Source organism: Parvimonas sp. C2 (assembly GCF_035282405.1).
In the GTDB taxonomy this organism is placed as follows: domain Bacteria; phylum Bacillota; class Clostridia; order Tissierellales; family Peptoniphilaceae; genus Parvimonas.
In genome coordinates this window covers 143,826-159,159 of sequence record NZ_JAYKBP010000002.1, presented here as the reverse complement: position 1 = coordinate 159,159, position 15,334 = coordinate 143,826, and the positions used below count along the sequence as shown (strand labels likewise).

Annotated in this window: 20 protein-coding genes and 1 pseudogene; 20 read left to right on the top strand and 1 reads right to left on the bottom strand. The window is 27.7% G+C overall.

The annotated features are described in order from the left end of the window. Window positions 1–2: 2 nt before the first annotated feature. From VJI95_RS03765 to VJI95_RS03755, 3 genes are all read left to right on the top strand, one after another. Entirely contained in the window at window positions 3–809 is an 807-nt protein-coding gene (locus tag VJI95_RS03765) for a hypothetical protein (RefSeq protein ID WP_324010304.1), read from the top strand. 12 nt (window positions 810–821) lie between these two features. Continuing rightward, on the top strand, window positions 822–950 hold the full coding sequence (locus tag VJI95_RS03760) for an LPXTG cell wall anchor domain-containing protein (RefSeq protein WP_324010303.1): 129 nt from the start codon (window positions 822–824) through the stop codon (window positions 948–950). A gap of 129 nt (window positions 951–1,079) precedes the next feature. Further along, the gene (locus VJI95_RS03755) at window positions 1,080–1,319 is read left to right on the top strand and encodes a Veg family protein (protein ID WP_324010302.1); all 240 of its coding nucleotides are present in this window, start codon (window positions 1,080–1,082) and stop codon (window positions 1,317–1,319) included. Between the two features lie 89 nt (window positions 1,320–1,408). On the opposite strand, the gene VJI95_RS03750 is transcribed toward VJI95_RS03755, so the two are convergent. Beyond that, a complete protein-coding gene (locus VJI95_RS03750; RefSeq protein WP_324010301.1) occupies window positions 1,409–1,972 on the bottom strand; it encodes an ECF transporter S component in 564 nt (187 codons plus the stop codon). A gap of 171 nt (window positions 1,973–2,143) precedes the next feature. Here VJI95_RS03750 and VJI95_RS03745 point away from each other — a divergent pair, with 171 nt between their 5' ends. The 17 genes and pseudogenes from VJI95_RS03745 to VJI95_RS03660 all read left to right on the top strand — a co-directional run bounded on the left by VJI95_RS03745 (window position 2,144) and on the right by VJI95_RS03660 (window position 15,333). Continuing rightward, window positions 2,144–3,277: a THUMP domain-containing class I SAM-dependent RNA methyltransferase gene (locus VJI95_RS03745; RefSeq protein WP_324010300.1), complete on the top strand. Its 1,134-nt coding sequence runs from the start codon at window positions 2,144–2,146 to the stop codon at window positions 3,275–3,277. Window positions 3,278–3,297: 20 nt separating this feature from the next. Continuing rightward, window positions 3,298–4,407 carry a SpoIIE family protein phosphatase gene (locus VJI95_RS03740; RefSeq protein ID WP_323999714.1) on the top strand — a complete coding sequence of 370 codons (1,110 nt, stop codon included), beginning with the start codon at window positions 3,298–3,300 and terminating at the stop codon, window positions 4,405–4,407. After that, window positions 4,407–5,672 carry a glucose-6-phosphate isomerase gene (locus VJI95_RS03735; RefSeq protein WP_324010299.1) on the top strand — a complete coding sequence of 422 codons (1,266 nt, stop codon included), beginning with the start codon at window positions 4,407–4,409 and terminating at the stop codon, window positions 5,670–5,672. Before VJI95_RS03740 ends, VJI95_RS03735 begins: the two co-directional genes overlap by 1 nt. Window positions 5,673–5,685: 13 nt before the next feature. Next, window positions 5,686–6,258: an AI-2E family transporter gene (locus tag VJI95_RS03730; RefSeq protein WP_323999716.1), complete on the top strand. Its 573-nt coding sequence runs from the start codon at window positions 5,686–5,688 to the stop codon at window positions 6,256–6,258. Next, window positions 6,248–7,477, top strand: a complete 1,230-nt coding sequence (locus tag VJI95_RS03725; RefSeq protein WP_324010298.1) for a molybdopterin molybdotransferase MoeA — start codon at window positions 6,248–6,250, stop codon at window positions 7,475–7,477. The genes VJI95_RS03730 and VJI95_RS03725 overlap by 11 nt, the downstream gene beginning before the upstream one ends. Beyond that, the gene (mobB, locus tag VJI95_RS03720; RefSeq protein WP_324010297.1) at window positions 7,467–7,958 is read left to right on the top strand and encodes a molybdopterin-guanine dinucleotide biosynthesis protein B; all 492 of its coding nucleotides are present in this window, start codon (window positions 7,467–7,469) and stop codon (window positions 7,956–7,958) included. Before VJI95_RS03725 ends, mobB begins: the two co-directional genes overlap by 11 nt. A gap of 277 nt (window positions 7,959–8,235) precedes the next feature. Then, window positions 8,236–8,511, top strand: a complete 276-nt coding sequence (locus VJI95_RS03715) for a TIGR04197 family type VII secretion effector (RefSeq protein WP_324010296.1) — start codon at window positions 8,236–8,238, stop codon at window positions 8,509–8,511. A gap of 45 nt (window positions 8,512–8,556) precedes the next feature. Then, window positions 8,557–8,841: a hypothetical protein gene (locus VJI95_RS03710; RefSeq protein WP_324010295.1), complete on the top strand. Its 285-nt coding sequence runs from the start codon at window positions 8,557–8,559 to the stop codon at window positions 8,839–8,841. A 3-nt stretch (window positions 8,842–8,844) separates the two neighbouring features. After that, on the top strand, window positions 8,845–9,222 hold the full coding sequence (locus VJI95_RS03705; RefSeq protein WP_324010294.1) for a T7SS effector LXG polymorphic toxin: 378 nt from the start codon (window positions 8,845–8,847) through the stop codon (window positions 9,220–9,222). A 192-nt stretch (window positions 9,223–9,414) separates the two neighbouring features. Continuing rightward, on the top strand, window positions 9,415–10,581 hold the full coding sequence (locus VJI95_RS03700) for a hypothetical protein (RefSeq protein ID WP_324010293.1): 1,167 nt from the start codon (window positions 9,415–9,417) through the stop codon (window positions 10,579–10,581). A 10-nt stretch (window positions 10,582–10,591) separates the two neighbouring features. Continuing rightward, complete coding sequence (locus VJI95_RS03695; protein ID WP_324010292.1) at window positions 10,592–11,245, top strand: TipC family immunity protein; 654 nt, start codon at window positions 10,592–10,594, stop codon at window positions 11,243–11,245. Window positions 11,246–11,333: 88 nt separating this feature from the next. After that, window positions 11,334–11,973, top strand: a pseudogene (locus VJI95_RS08015) (TipC family immunity protein). Window positions 11,974–12,165: 192 nt separating this feature from the next. After that, window positions 12,166–12,717 carry a translation initiation factor IF-3 gene (infC, locus tag VJI95_RS03680; protein ID WP_324000365.1) on the top strand — a complete coding sequence of 184 codons (552 nt, stop codon included), beginning with the start codon at window positions 12,166–12,168 and terminating at the stop codon, window positions 12,715–12,717. 15 nt (window positions 12,718–12,732) lie between these two features. Further along, window positions 12,733–12,924: a 50S ribosomal protein L35 gene (gene rpmI, locus VJI95_RS03675; protein WP_324000366.1), complete on the top strand. Its 192-nt coding sequence runs from the start codon at window positions 12,733–12,735 to the stop codon at window positions 12,922–12,924. A gap of 18 nt (window positions 12,925–12,942) precedes the next feature. Further along, a complete protein-coding gene (rplT, locus tag VJI95_RS03670; protein WP_004832268.1) occupies window positions 12,943–13,287 on the top strand; it encodes a 50S ribosomal protein L20 in 345 nt (114 codons plus the stop codon). Window positions 13,288–13,333: 46 nt separating this feature from the next. Next, window positions 13,334–14,683 carry a TrkH family potassium uptake protein gene (locus tag VJI95_RS03665; RefSeq protein WP_324000367.1) on the top strand — a complete coding sequence of 450 codons (1,350 nt, stop codon included), beginning with the start codon at window positions 13,334–13,336 and terminating at the stop codon, window positions 14,681–14,683. A gap of 8 nt (window positions 14,684–14,691) precedes the next feature. After that, window positions 14,692–15,333, top strand: a complete 642-nt coding sequence (locus VJI95_RS03660) for a potassium channel family protein (protein WP_324000368.1) — start codon at window positions 14,692–14,694, stop codon at window positions 15,331–15,333. The last annotated feature ends 1 nt before the right edge of the window (window position 15,334 follow it).

Here is a 15,334-nt window from a genome sequence, read left to right as displayed (position 1 = left end):
TTATGAATTATGCTCTTTTCAAAGAAAAAATTGATTTCTTTGATTTTTCCCAAAACTATATAGTTGAAGGAAGTGAGACTTTTTTGGATAAGGTTTCTAAAGAGTTAATATTAAAGGTTTTAAATCCAGAAGATGATTTTAAAATTTCAAGAGAAATTGAAGAGCGAACACATCCCGATTTGATGATAGTTGAAAGTGAAAGAAATAATATTCCTATTGATTCAATTAGAGAGATGATTAAATATGTTCAAAAAAGACCTTTGGAATCAAAGTACAAATTGGTTATCATAAAAGGTGGACAATTTTTAAGAGCAGAATCATCGAATGCTTTATTAAAAACTCTTGAAGAGTCTTTTGACTATGTTATAATTTGTATCTTAGTTGATTCAAGATATAAACTATTGTCAACAATAAGGAGTAGATGTATATTTGTTTCAGAAGTAAATTCTTCAGAAAACTTTGATTATTCGGATTATGGTAGATTGTTGGAAATTTTATCTCTTGCATTAGAGGGGGACTTTTTAGCAATTTATAATTCGAAAAACAAGGAATATCTTATGGGTTTAAAAGAAGATAGAAATTTCGTATCTTTATTATATAATTTTTTTAAAGAATTTTATATTTTTTTAGAAACTGGTCAAGATGTTTCAAGTAAGGAAATTTTGAAAATATTTAAGAATAATGTAAATTTTGATAGAAAGAAATTGGTAAAAATTTTAGATGCGATAGAAATTGTTAGAGAGAATTTGTATAATAATGTGAATTTTCAATTATCTATTGAAAAAATATTTATAACAATTTTAAGATAAATGGAGGTTTGTATGGAAAATTTTACTAATCTTATTCCATTTATGAATATTGATAGTAGTAGAAATTTGTTTTTAATAATTGGGCTTTTGAGTTTAATAGCAATCATAGTTGTCATATTTATAGGGAAGAAAAACAAATAAATTTAAATGGATATGATTGACTGCGTATATCTTTTATAAGGTATATGCAGTTTTTTCTTTTTTTAACAAAGTTTAAAAATTTGACTTTATTTCTTTTTTATGGTAAAATCTAGAAAAGGCGGTGCTGTTATGAATACAAAAGAAAAATTAGCTATGATTAAAAGAGTTTTGGGAAACAACATTGGGAAAAAAGTATTGATTACTATTAGAAGAAGTAAGGAAGAATACGTTGAAATTAAGGGAGTAATTGGAGAGGTCTTTACATCGTTTTTTACTGTTGAAATTGAAACAGAAGAAAATAAAATAAGAACTTTTTCATATTCCTACTTTGATGTTTTGACATCACAAGTGAGTTTAAAGGCAAGCTAAAATGAATTATTAGAACTTTGATTTTCAAAGTTCTTTTTTTATGCTTTTTTAGGTATATAAAAAATGAGTGAACATAAACACTCATTTTGCTAAAATTTTAAAATTTTTTGTAAACTTTTATATAATATAGGAACTAATGCAGAACATACTATTATTTCAGGAATTCCATTAGAAATCGCAACTCCAAATAAAAATTTTGCAGGATTAACTTTTAAAACATCATATATTTGATTTGCACAAAATATATATGCCATAGACAGAACTCCAAATGTATTTATCATTGTTCCTACCATACTTGCAAGGACAACATTAAAAATATTTTTAATATATTTTTTAATAAAATTAAATGTATAATATGTTCCGATTCCTATCAAGGCTCTTGGAAGTACAGAAACCATCGGATTTATAAATATAAAAGATAATGGACTTATTCCTGATAAATGTTGAAAAAATGAGAACAATCCAAAAATCAATCCAACAAAAAATGATACTGTTGGTTTCTCTATTAATGCGATTAAAACTATTGGTATATGTACAGTTGTTATTCTAACTACTCCTAATGGAATAAATCCTATGGGAGAAAGTGATAGAATAATTACAATTGCACTTAGTATTCCGATTTTTGTTATGGATTTTGTTGAAATATCTTTCATGAATTCCTCCTTAGAGTTTTGTATATTAAAGCCTTGTTTATTATAACAAAAATTTTACAAAAATTCCATAATTTTCAATTTCTTTTGTTTTTTTTATGCAAATTTGGTATAATTATATTCAATGATAGATGTATTTTTGTCATAGTAGATTTTTATATAAATGGAGAAATAATGAAAAAAATAACTTTAATTGCCACTTGTGCTTTTGGCTTGGAGGCAGTTGTTAAGAGAGAAATAATTAAACTTGGTTTTGATGATATAAAGGTTTCTGATGGAAAAGTAGAATTTTTGGCAAATGTAAATGATATTGCAAAAGTTAATTTATGGGTTAGATGTGCAGAAAGAATTTTACTTAAATTGGATGAATTTAAAGTTTTAAGTTTTGAAGATTTGTATCAAGGCATAAAGAAAATAAAATGGGAAGAGTTAATTTCAGTAAATGATAAATTTCCTGTAAATGCTAATAGTGTAAAATCAAAACTCCTTAGTTTATCAGATATTCAAAAGATTACAAAGAGAGCAATTGTTGATAGACTTAAAAATGTTTATGGAGTTGAGTGGTTTGACGAAACTTCAAATGCGATATATTACATAGAAGTTTCTATTTTAAAGGATATTGCAACTGTTACCGTTGACACTTCAGGAGAGGCTTTGCACAAAAGAGGATATAGAAAGAGAGCGGGGAATGCTCCACTTAAGGAAACTTTGGCAAGTGCGATGATTAGTTTATCTTTTTGGGAGCCAAGTAGAGTTTTTTATGATCCTTTTTGTGGAAGTGGAACTCTTTGCATTGAAGCCTATATGATAGGTAGAAATATTGCTCCTGGTATTATGAGAAATTTTGCTTTTGAAAATTGGAATTTACTGGATAAAGATGCTTTAAAAAATGAAAAAAATATTGCAAGAGCATTGATAGATTATGATAGAGATTTAAAAATTTTAGGTTCAGATATAGATAGACGTTCAATTTTAATTGCAAGAGATAATGCAGATATTTTGGGCGTAGATGATGAAATTTCGTTTTTTATAAAAGATATGAGAGATGTTGATCTGTATAATGAATATGGAGTTGTAGTTACTAATCCTCCTTATGGAGAACGTATGGGAGATATCGAAGAAGTTGAAAGGCTTTATAGAGATTTTGGAAAAAAATTTAAAGAATTAGACACTTGGTCAGTGTATTTAATAACAAGTATAGAAAGTTTTGAAAGATTATATGGAAGAAAAGCCGATAGGAAGAGAAAGCTATTTAATGGAAGAATTAAAGTTGATTTCTATCAATTTTATGGTCCTAAACCAAAATAATGGGAGATAGTAAAATGTATATGGATAAGTTTACACATTGGAATTTTGAACTGGTAGATTTTATGGAAGATTTAGTCAGAGTTTTTGATAAAACCGGACTAATTGTCTATACTAATTCCAGTATGAAAAAGTTTTTAGAAAATGAAGAAGGAAAGTTTTGTGTATTTTCTGAGGATGACATACATAAAAACGATAAAAAATTTTCCTCTTTAAAATGTGTTGCACCCATTGGGCACAAAGAAGATGTAAAAACTGAAATGTTATCAGTTGGAGAAAGAGACTTTTTAGTAAAGAGTAGTCCTATCTTTGATGACAAAAAAGAGTATTGGGGTAGTATTGAAGTTTTTAGAGATATTACTGAGGGTAATAAAATTCAAAAAGATTTGCTGAAATATCAAAAAATGGTGAAAAACGATATGATTACAGCATCAGATATCCAAAAGAGTTTATTATCCAAATTAAGTCATACGGATGGATTAAATTTAGAATATAAATATATATCATCAGAACAATTGTCAGGAGATTTTTTTGATGTTATAGACTTACCAAATGATAAAACTTGTGTTTATATAGCGGATGTTATGGGGCATGGTATTTCTGCAAGTATGATAACGATGTTTATAAAATTTTCTGTTAGAATGTTAATTCATGGAAGAAAAATAGAATATCCAAGAGAGATACTAAGAGCTTTATCAAAAGAATTTTCAAAACTTAATTTAGAAATGTACTTTACAATATTTTTAGGGATTTATAATAGAGAAACATGTGAATTTGAATATTCAAATGCAGGGCATAATTCTATCCCGATTTTATTTAATAAGGACAAAAATGTGCGCTTAGAATTAAGTGGATTGCCAATTTCATGGTTATTCCAAGATAGTAGATATTCCGTAGGTAAAGCAAAACTTTGTCATGGAGATTGTGTACTATTTTATACAGACGGTCTTACTGAAACAAAGAATAAAAATAGAGAAGAATATGGAGAAGAAAGATTTTTTAATGTAGTAGATAAATATAAAAATTCACTTTCTGATAAGGAACTTTTGGACAAGTTAGTTGAAGATGTTTCTGAATTTAGATGTGGAATTCAAGAAGATGATATTGCATTATTAAGTATGAGGGTTTTATAATGACAAATAATTTTGAGCTGGATTTTTCTGAAGATTTATGTTTTTGTAATTATGAAAAAGAAGCTTTTAAGGCATTAGATTTTATTTTAAATAAAGATGGTTTGGGAAGCAAATTTTTAGGTTGGGTAACTCATCCGGAAGTTTATGATAGAGAAGAATACTCAAGAATGAAAAAACTTTCTGAAAAAGTGAAAAATTCAGAAGTTCTTGTTGTTGTTGGAGTTGGAGGAAGTTTTTTAGGATCCAAAGCAGTTATAAAAGCCCTTAAACCTTATTTCAAACAAGAGGGTTTGGACATAGTTTTTGCAGGAAATAACCTAAGTGGAGATTATTTGAGTGAATTAGCTGAATATATAAAAGACAAGGACTTTTACATAAATGTAATTTCAAAATCGGGAAGTACATTTGAAACTGCAGTTGCTTTTAGAGTTTTAACAGGATTGTGTGAAGAAAAATATGGCAAAGAAGCGATAAGTAGAATTATTGTTACAACTGATGCAGAACGTGGATTGTTAAAGGAATTAAGCAATAAAGTTGGCTATGAAACTTTTTGTGTGCCGGATGATATAGGTGGAAGATTTTCAGTTTTAACATCTGTTGGATTGTTTCCCATTATGTGTGCAGGAATTGATACTGATGCACTTTTACTTGGAGCAAATGATGGTTTAGAAGAATATACTAAGAAAAGTTTAGACAATATTTCCTTAAGATATGCAATTATTAGAAATGCAATGTTTAGAGATGAAAAAAAGGAAATAGAATATTTAGTTGCACATGAATTTAAACTTGCATATCTTCAAGAGTGGTGGAAACAATTATTTGCTGAAAGTGAAGGGAAAAATGGCAAAGGACTTTATGTAGAAAGTGCCATTTTTACAAGAGATTTACATTCTTTTGGACAAATGATTCAAGATGGGAATAAAATTACTTTTGAAACCATAATTGAGGTTGAAAAGTTAAAGAATGATATTATCATTCCTCTTATTGATGAAGATTTTGACAACTTAAATTATTTAGCAAAAAAATCACTTAATGAAATAAATAAGGTTGCTGTTACGGCAACGAGAAAAGCACATACAGATGGAGATGTTCCAACAATTAGGATTAAGGTGCCAAAATTGGATGCCTATAATATCGGAAAGTTAATTTACTTTTTTGAAATGTCTTGTGCCATTTCTGCATATATGTTAGAGGTTAATCCTTTTGATCAACCGGGAGTAGATAATTATAAAAAAAATATGTATCAATTATTAGAAAAGATGTAAAGGAGGAAGAAAAATGTATGTAAGCTATATAAAAGCTATGCTGAAAAAATGTAAAAAAACTTTTTTAGATTATTTAAAAGTTCAAGGAATTCTTGTTTTATTAGCAACGCTTACTTCATTAATTGCTGTTTACCTTATGGGTTATTCTGGCAAATTTAAAGCCGGTCTAATTATGGGTATTTTGGAAATTGTTCCAATAATAGGAAATGGACTTTATTTGGCTTATCAAATTGTAATTAATTTGATTAACCATGAAGTAGTAATCGCATCCAATTTAGCGATATTGTATCTAACAATATTATGTGTCAGGTTAGTTTTAGAACCAATTTTATTAGGAAGAAAATTAAAGTTTAAAATTGGAATTATAATCTTTTTAGCACTTATTTCTAGAATTGTTGGAGGAAATAAAGGTCTTGCAATTATGACTGTAATAATTTTTATTTTGAATACTTTTTTAACTATTAATGACATTTACTCTTTTGATCAAAAAAGAAAAATGAAAGAAAGAAAAGAGAAAAGACTAAGAGAAAGAGAAATTAGAAAAAAGTATGATTATGAAAGTGTAGGAGATGACCATGATAATTAATAATTTTTCACCAATTGAACTAAAAGAAGCAAGAAAAATAGTTGAGGAAATTAATCTTGAAGAAAAAATTGAAAAAGTATATTTTAATGACGCCTTAGAAAAAGTTATTGCTGAAGATATAATTTCAAAAGTTAATATTCCGAACTTTGATAAATCTCCATTGGATGGATATGCTTTTAGGGAAGAGGATGTTGTAAATGCAAGTAAAGAAAATCCTATTGTCTTGGAAGTTATAGATGTAATAATGGCAGGAGATGTTTCAGGAAAGTCAGTTTCTAAAGGGCAAGCTGTTAGATTGATGACAGGGGCAAAAGTTCCAAGTGGTGCAAATTGTATCGTAAGATATGAAGATACTGAATTTAACGATAAAGAAGTAAAGATTTTTTCTCCAATAGGGAAAAATAAAAATATAATTGGACTTGGTGAAGACGTAAGAAAAGGCGATGTAATTATCAAAAAAGGAACATTTCTAACTCCTGCAGAAATTGGAGTTTTAGCCAGTCTAGGAATTCCTTTTATTAAGGTATATAAAGCTCCTTTGGTGAGTGTTTTTGCAACAGGAAGTGAATTACTTGATGTTACTGATGAAATGGAAGATGGAAAGATAAGAAATAGTAACAGTTATACAATAGAACAACTTGCAAAAGTCTATAATGCTGAAGTTATTCAATATGGAAAAGTTAATGATGATTTGGATACTTTGGTTGATATGTATAAAAAAGCTATAAGAAATAGCGATATAATTATTTCAACAGGAGGAATTTCTGTAGGAGATAGTGATTTTGTTTTAACTGCGTTGGATAAAATAGGGGTTAAAACCATTTTTACAAGAGTTATGGCAAAACCGGGTGGACATGTTTTCTTTGGAGAATATGAAGGTAAATTTATATTTGCTTTATCTGGAAATCCTGCCGCATCTTTTATGAATTTCTACCTTTATGTTAGACCAATAATTTTAAGATTACAAAATAGGAATGCTAATATGCTTAAAGTACAAAGTGAATTGACTAATGGATTTAACAATAAAGCAAAAGTTAGTAGAATTCTAAGAGCAACAACAGCATACAAAGACGGAAAATTCTTTACAGAAATTGAGGAAGGTCAAAAATCAGGAGTTCTATCTACAATGGTTGCAAAAAATTCCATAGTAATTGTTCCAAGTCAAACTGAAATTTCTAAAAGTGAAATTATTGAAGTGGAGTTTTTATATGAACAATAGAGCAATTTCCATAGTTGGAGAATGTTCTAATGTTGGAAAGACAACTTTGATAAAAAACTTGTTAAAAATATTTTCTAAAGAAGGATTAAAAGTTGGAGTTGTGAAACATCATCATAGAGAATTTGACTTTGATAGAGAGGGTAAAGACAGTTATATATTCTCTAAGTCGGGGGCAAGCTGTGTAAAAATGGTTAGTCCAAACAGAGTAATAACAGTCGAAAACTTGAATTATGAAAAATCTTTAAATGATGTTTTAAAAACAATGACAGAATATGATTTTGTTTTAGTTGAAGGATATAAATGGGAAAACTTAGATAGAATTGAAATTTATAGAACAGGCTATTCGACAAAAATAATTTCTGAAAGAGAAAAATTAATTGCAATTGTTTCAGATATAGAGCATAATTTTGATGTAGATCAATTTAAACCAAATGAATACGAAAAAATTGCAAAAAAAATAAAAGATTACTTTAATATTTAATTGAGATGTAATACGAGATTGTGAAATATATTGTAAATGAAAAATCCTCCTGGTGTGTTAAAACAAAAACATATAGGAGGATTTAATTATGTCAAGAAAAATAATACAAAAGCAGAATATGTTTTTTTAAAATTTAGGCAAAGTTTTGGAATTTTTTAAAGGAGAAATTAGCTAAATTATTTTAAAAATATCTTTAATTACTTCTATTGTGAATAAAATTGAATTAATTTAATTAATGGTTTATAATTGGAATATATGTTAAACGAGGAGAATAAAAATGATACAAAGCAATAGCATAATAGTCGAAGAAATGATTAAAGAAATAGAAGCAGAACTAAAATCACTAAGAAATGTAGTAAGTATAAGTTTGGATTTTAGTACAACAGTTATAGGAAATGGGAAAGTACAAGAATCAGCAAGAGAAGAAATATCTATTACAACAGAAACTAAAACTTTACTTGATATTTCAAGCAAAAAAGTTTCTGTAGTTGAATCAACATTAAAAAAAGCAGATAATCAAATAGGAGAAAAATTTTTAAAAAGAGAAATATAATACATAGGAAAAATTATACATAAAAAAGAGGCAGGAGTATTAAAAATGAAAGAGTTAGAAAAGAAAAAGGAATTTATAAAAGATAGGTTAAGAAAAATTAATAATTTTAAAATAGAATTTGAAGAATATACAAGAAAAGAAAAAGAAATAAAAAGAAAAATAAACTATGGAAAAGTCGATATGAAAATTCAAGGTTTTTATGAAGTTTTGGAAGAAAAGACAAAAAATATTAATACTATGATACTAGATGAAGAGGAAAATTTACAAACAAGTTTAAGATATATAAATAATAGAATGGAAAATAAAAAGAAGAAAAAAGGAGAAAGATAGAAAATGGGAATAAATATGAACTTGGAAAATTCAAGGAGACAAGCAGAAAGCATAGAAAAAGAAATGAAAAATAAAATAGAAGGATATGAAGGTTTAATAAGAGCAATAACAAAGATAAGCTATACAACAGGGGAATTAAAAGGACAAGCTTATGATGCAATGAGAGAATATTTTGAAGAAATATTAATGCCAATAGTAAAGGGAAACAAACTGTTATCAGAATTAACAACAAAAGTGTCGAAAGAATTACCGGAAAGATATGTAAGAGAAGTACATAGTAGTAGTTTAAATGAAGAAGAATTAGAATTAATAATAGCAGAATACAGAGCACAAGAAAGAAGACTGGAAAGGCTATTATCAAATGAAATTATACAAGGATAATATAAATATAAAAAAGAATTCCAAGAAAGCATATATATAAATGGAGACAGAAAAAGATACTTTGAAGAATTACTGTGGAAATTAAGATTATTTAATCGAAACACAGAGAATATAACAAGAGAAATAGAAGAGCTAAGTAGAGCAATAAAATCAGGCTTAAGAGCAATAAAAAACACAAGCTGTTATAATCAAATGTCAGGAGAATTTGATATAAAAGAGTTAAAAGGAGAAGAATGGCTAAGAAAACTAAATATACTAAACGAACTAAATGAAGCAAGAAAAATAGAGACTAGAGAAGAGAAGGAATATAAAGAAGTCTTAATGAAAGATTTTGGCTTTGAAGAAAGAATAGCAAATATAATACTAAAGTTAAAAAGAGCAATAGATAAAAAGTTTGCACATTATAGTAAAGAAATAAGATTTTATATATTTAATAGAATTATAGGAGATAGACATTATAATGATATATTGTGGAAAGGGACAGCTGGAAGCTTGGGAGATTACTTTTATAAAGAAGCAGAAGCAACAGATAATTTTGGAATATCACAAAATATAAGGACTCCATATAGTTTAGAAGAGATATATAAAGAACTAGGATTAAGTAAAAAAGAATACACACAGTTGATGTATGAATTGGATATTCAACATAGATTTGCCGGTGTAAAGGCATTTGAAGGAAATTTTATGTTGAAAAATCCTGATGAGAAAAAACAGATTGAAGAAAAGTTCAAAAAAGAGTTTGCAGAATTTAAGAGAGTATATGGAGAACATTTAACCGAAGCTGATTTTATAGAGAAATGGAATAGAGATAGAAGAGATGATGCATATCACGGAAAGGGAGATTTTACTCACCAATCAATCACAATGGCTACAATTTTGTATAAAAATCATTCTAGACCAGCAAATTTAGTAGGTTTAATGTATAGTTTTTCAGAACCACATAAAGTAACAAATGACTTGGCAGGATGGGAAGGAGATACTACAAATCACGCTGAGAAAGCTCCATCAATGAAGGAAGATGACTATAAAGCAGATTTAGATGCAGTAAATATTTTACATCTATGCAGTAAAGATAAAAGCAGATCTCCTATTGAAGTAATTAACGAATACTATAAAGGAATACGAGAAGGAACAATAAACAGAGCAAAAATGTTTAAAGAAAATTTAGGTCTTAAATATATTGAAGATGGAATTAGAAAAGTATATGAACTAAGAAAAGTTACAGAATATGGAAATGGATATATATTAGAAGAAAGAACTTTAACAATGGAAGAGTTAAAAATAAAAAATCCGGTAGGATATAATTTTATAATGAGTTTGAGAAATGGAGATAATGAATATACAGAGCATGATAAATAGGAGAAAGAAAATGAAGAGTAAAACAGAGAAAGTAATAGTAGTACTATTATCAGTTATAATAGTTATAATAACATATAAAATAATAGACCCAAAAGTAAAGAATATATTTGATGAAATGTATTATGGAGAGAAAAAAGTATATAGTTGGTTTGGAGAAACACCATTTTGGGACATACCGGGAATACATCAATGGAATAGAAATGATATGAAAGATACATCGATGAGTGAAGATACTACAGTGGAAGAAAGATATGAAAAGAAATATAAAACAAAAAAAATCGGGAAATGGGAAATTGATTTTGCATTTCATTATGATAAAAATGAAAGTAAAGCTGTGGACATAAACTTTAGCAGTAATTATCAACAAATTAATATAGATATAATTAATAAGTATGAGAAAGATAAAAAAATAATAAAAGAAAAAATTGTGCTAACAGATACTACATTAAAATCAGAAGGACGTATAATTACTGAAATTCCAAAGATAAAAGAATATCTAGAGAAAAATAATATATCCATAAAAGATTTAAAAGAAACAGCAGACGAATTACTATATGAAAAAGTAATAGGAGATTGGGAAAAATATGCAAACTCAAGATTTTCAAAAGACAATTTAGGGAATGTAAAAATAGAAAGAAGTCCATTATTTGACGGAGTGGATTAGGGAAAAATTAAGTTAAAACTGTTTGACTTTATAAAAAATTTGAGAAATAATAACAAATATATAAAGTATGTAAAACAGGAGAAAGAAAATGAAGAGTAAAACAGAGAAAGTAATAGTAATACTATTATCAATAGTAATAGTTACAATAGCATATAAGATAATAGAGCCAAAAGTAAAGAATGTATTTGATGAAATGTATTATGGAGAGAAAAAAATAGATAATTGGATAGATAATAATAGCCCATTTGCGAAAATTAAAGGAATAGAAGATTGGAGTAGAAAAAATAGAGAGGATACTTGGCAAGCTGGTGATATAGTTTGTGAACGATATAAAAAGAAATATCCCACAAAAAAAAGTAGGAAAATGGACAGTTGGCTTTGAATTTATTCTCAACGATAATCGTATGACTATAGTTTTTGGTACTAAAATTCATAAGGCTAAAATAAGTATAGTTATATATAATAGATATGATGTAGATAAAAAGGAACTATCTGAAACGGTTTCTATATTTGATAAAACTTTTCCCGTAGAAGAATCAGAAATTGACGAAATACCAAAGATAAAAGAATACCTAGATAAAAATAATATATCTACAAAAGATTTAAAGGAAATAGCAGACAAACTACTGTATGAAAAAGTAATAGGAGACTGGGAAAAATATACAAACTCAAGATATTCAAAGGATAGTTTAGGTACAGTAAAATATAGAAAGAAGTCCACTATTTGACGGGGTGAATTAGGTAAAATGAAATATACGAGTTGAAAAAGAAAACTAAATTTTTATTAAAAATTACTTGACTATTTTATTAGTTTATGTTAAAATATTTGGGTAATATGATGAATGAAGTAGAGTACTCGCTCTCACCTTGTTACTATTTTGTTTCAGGTTTATGTTAATAATTTAAGTTTTGTAATTATTATGGCGGGTGTTTACTCGCCGTTTTTTTATGGAGGTGTTATTATAAAAGAGCTTTTAATTAATGAAGAGATTAGAGCAAAAGATGTTAGGTTAATTGATGCAGAAGGTAATCAAATTGGAGTGGTTCCAATTTCAAGAGCATTGGAAATGGCAAATGAAAAGAAGTTGGATCTTGTAAATATTTCTCCTAATGCTAATCCACCTGTTTGCAAAATTTTAGATTATGGAAAATATAGATATGATTCTTTAAAGAAAGAAAAGGAATCAAGAAAAAAACAAAAAGTTATAAATGTTAAAGAAATTAGACTTACTCCAAGTATTGATAAACACGATATAGAAGTTAAGGCAAAACATGCAAATAATTTCTTAAAAGGTGGAGATAAGGTAAAAGTTTCTGTAAGATTTAGAGGTAGAGAATTAGGACATACTGATATTGGTAAGGTCGTTTTAAATCAATTTAAAGAACTCACTGAAGAGTTTGGAAATGTAGAAAAAGATTCCGTAATGGAAGGTAGAAATATGACAATGTTTTTATCACCAAAACAAGATTAATAGGAGGTTTTAGGTATGGCTAAAATGAAAACACATAGAGCGTCAGCTAAGAGATTTAAAAGAACTGGTACTGGAAAAATTAAGAGATTTAAGGCATATAAGAGCCATTTAACAAGTAAGAAATCACCAAAGAGAATTAGAAATTTAAGAAAATCAACAGTTATCAGCAGTGGAGATCAAAAAAGAATCAATAATATGATTCCTTAATTATGGAGGTAAAGAGTAATGGCAAGAATAAAACGTAGCTTAAATGCAAGAAAAAAACATAGAAAAGTACTAAAACAAGCTAAAGGATATTATGGCGCAAAGTCAAAATTATTCAAAGTTGCTAATCAAGCAATCATGAAATCAATGACTTACGCATTCATAGGAAGAAAGAGAAAGAAAAGAGATTTTAGAAGCTTATGGATTGCAAGAATTAATGCCGGAACAAGACAATATGGTTTAAGTTATAGCAAATTTATGTATGGGCTTAAGAAAAATAATATAAATATGAATAGAAAAATGCTTTCTGAAATGGCTATAAATGATCCAGAAGGATTCAAAAAATTAGTTGAATTAGTAAGATAGAGAAAATGTCCCTTCATAATTGAAGGGCTTTTTTTTGGAGGTTATTTTGAAAAATTTTATAAAGCAGGTAAAGGATAAACTTGAAACAAATCCGCCAGCAGTTTTGACCTTAGGTTTTTTTCTAATTATAACTGTTGGATCAATTTTGCTGTTTTTACCTTTTTCATCTAAAAATTTGAATTTTACAAATTTTTTGGACTGTGTATTTATATCAACTTCATCTGTTTGTGTAACTGGTCTTTCAACTATAAATATCACTAATGAATTTAATATATTTGGGAAAACCATCATAATGTTGTTAATTCAAGCAGGCGGATTAGGTTTTATGACAATGGCTACTATGGTAGCTATGATTTTAGGTGAAAAGATAACTTTAAAAGATAGACTTGTAATTCAAGAACAAATGGGATCTACAAAACTTAGTGGAATGGTTAAACTAATAAGATATGTAATTTTTTCAACCTTTTTAATTGAAGGTTTGGGAGCAGTTTTGCTTTCTTTTACATTCGTTCCTAAGTATGGATTAAAGGGAATTTTTTATTCTGTTTTTCATTCTATATCGGCTTTTTGTAATGCCGGCTTTGACATTTTAGGTGAAAATAGTTTAGAGAGTTTTAATACAAATTTGTATTTACTTTATGTGATTTCATTTTTAATAATTTTGGGTGGGCTTGGTTTTCATGTTTATATTGATTTAAGTAATTTTAAATTCAATTTTAGAAAATATTCCTTGCATACTAAGATTGTTTTAGTAATGACTTTAGGTTTACTTATATTTGGGACGATTGCATTTTTTATCTTAGAGTATTCTAATGCAAAAACTTTGAAAAATTTAAACTTTTTTGAAAAAATAACAAATTCCTTTTTTCAGTCGGTAACTACCAGAACAGCGGGGTTTGCATCTATAAATCAAACTGGTTTTACTGAATCATCAACGATTTTGACCATTTTTTTGATGTTTATAGGAGGTTCGCCTGCAAGTACTGCTGGAGGAATAAAGACTACTACAATATTTTTATTAATTGTAACAACTATTTCTTTTATTCAAAATAATAATGAGATAGAGGTTTTTAAAAGGAGAATTTCTTTTTCATTAGTAAAAAGAGCAATAGGAATCTTCGTTATATCTTTATTATTGGTTAATACAGTAGTTTTTGTATTGACATTAATAGAAGATGTCAGTTTTATAAACTTGCTTTTTGAAACAATTTCAGCTTTTGCAACTGTAGGTCTTAGCAAAGATTTAACTCCGCATTTGAAAGATATTACAAAAGTGTTTATAATTATATTGATGTTTATTGGAAGAGTTGGACCACTTACAATTATTTTTTCTTTCTATAATAAAGTTAATAGAAAGAAATTTAAGTATTCAAACGGAAATGTTATTATTGGATAGGAGATATTATGAAACAAATTGTTGTTATAGGTTGTGGAAGATTCGGAATGAATTTAGCCATTACCTTAGAAAAACTTGGAAATGAAGTAATGGTTATAGATAAAGATGAAGATAATATAAATTCTATCGCAAATAAGGTTACTCATGCTATAATTTGTGATGTTAGAGTTGAGGGAAGTTTGAAGGAATTAGGTCTTGCAAATTTTGACATTTGTGTTGTTGCAATAGGATCTGATTACAAGACTTCTATTATCGCAACTGTTGAAGCCAAAGAACTTGGTATTCCGAAGATTATTGCTAAGGCGACTGACAGTGTTCAAGCAATGGTACTTAGAAAAATAGGTGCAGATAGAGTTATAATTCCTGAAAGAGATATGGGAATAAGAGTTGCAAATAATATTAGTAATTCAAATATTTTGGACTCTATAAATTTATCTGATGAATATTCTCTTGTTGAAATATCGCCAATTAAAGATTGGATTGGAAAATCAATAAAGGAATCTGAAATTAGAAATAGACATCATGTAAATATTGTTGCTATTAAGAATAGGGATGGACTAGAGATAAATGTAGGAGCTGACTATGTGATAAAGGATAGTGATATTCTACTTGTTGCTGGCAGAAATGACTGGATTGGTAAGCTGGTATAAT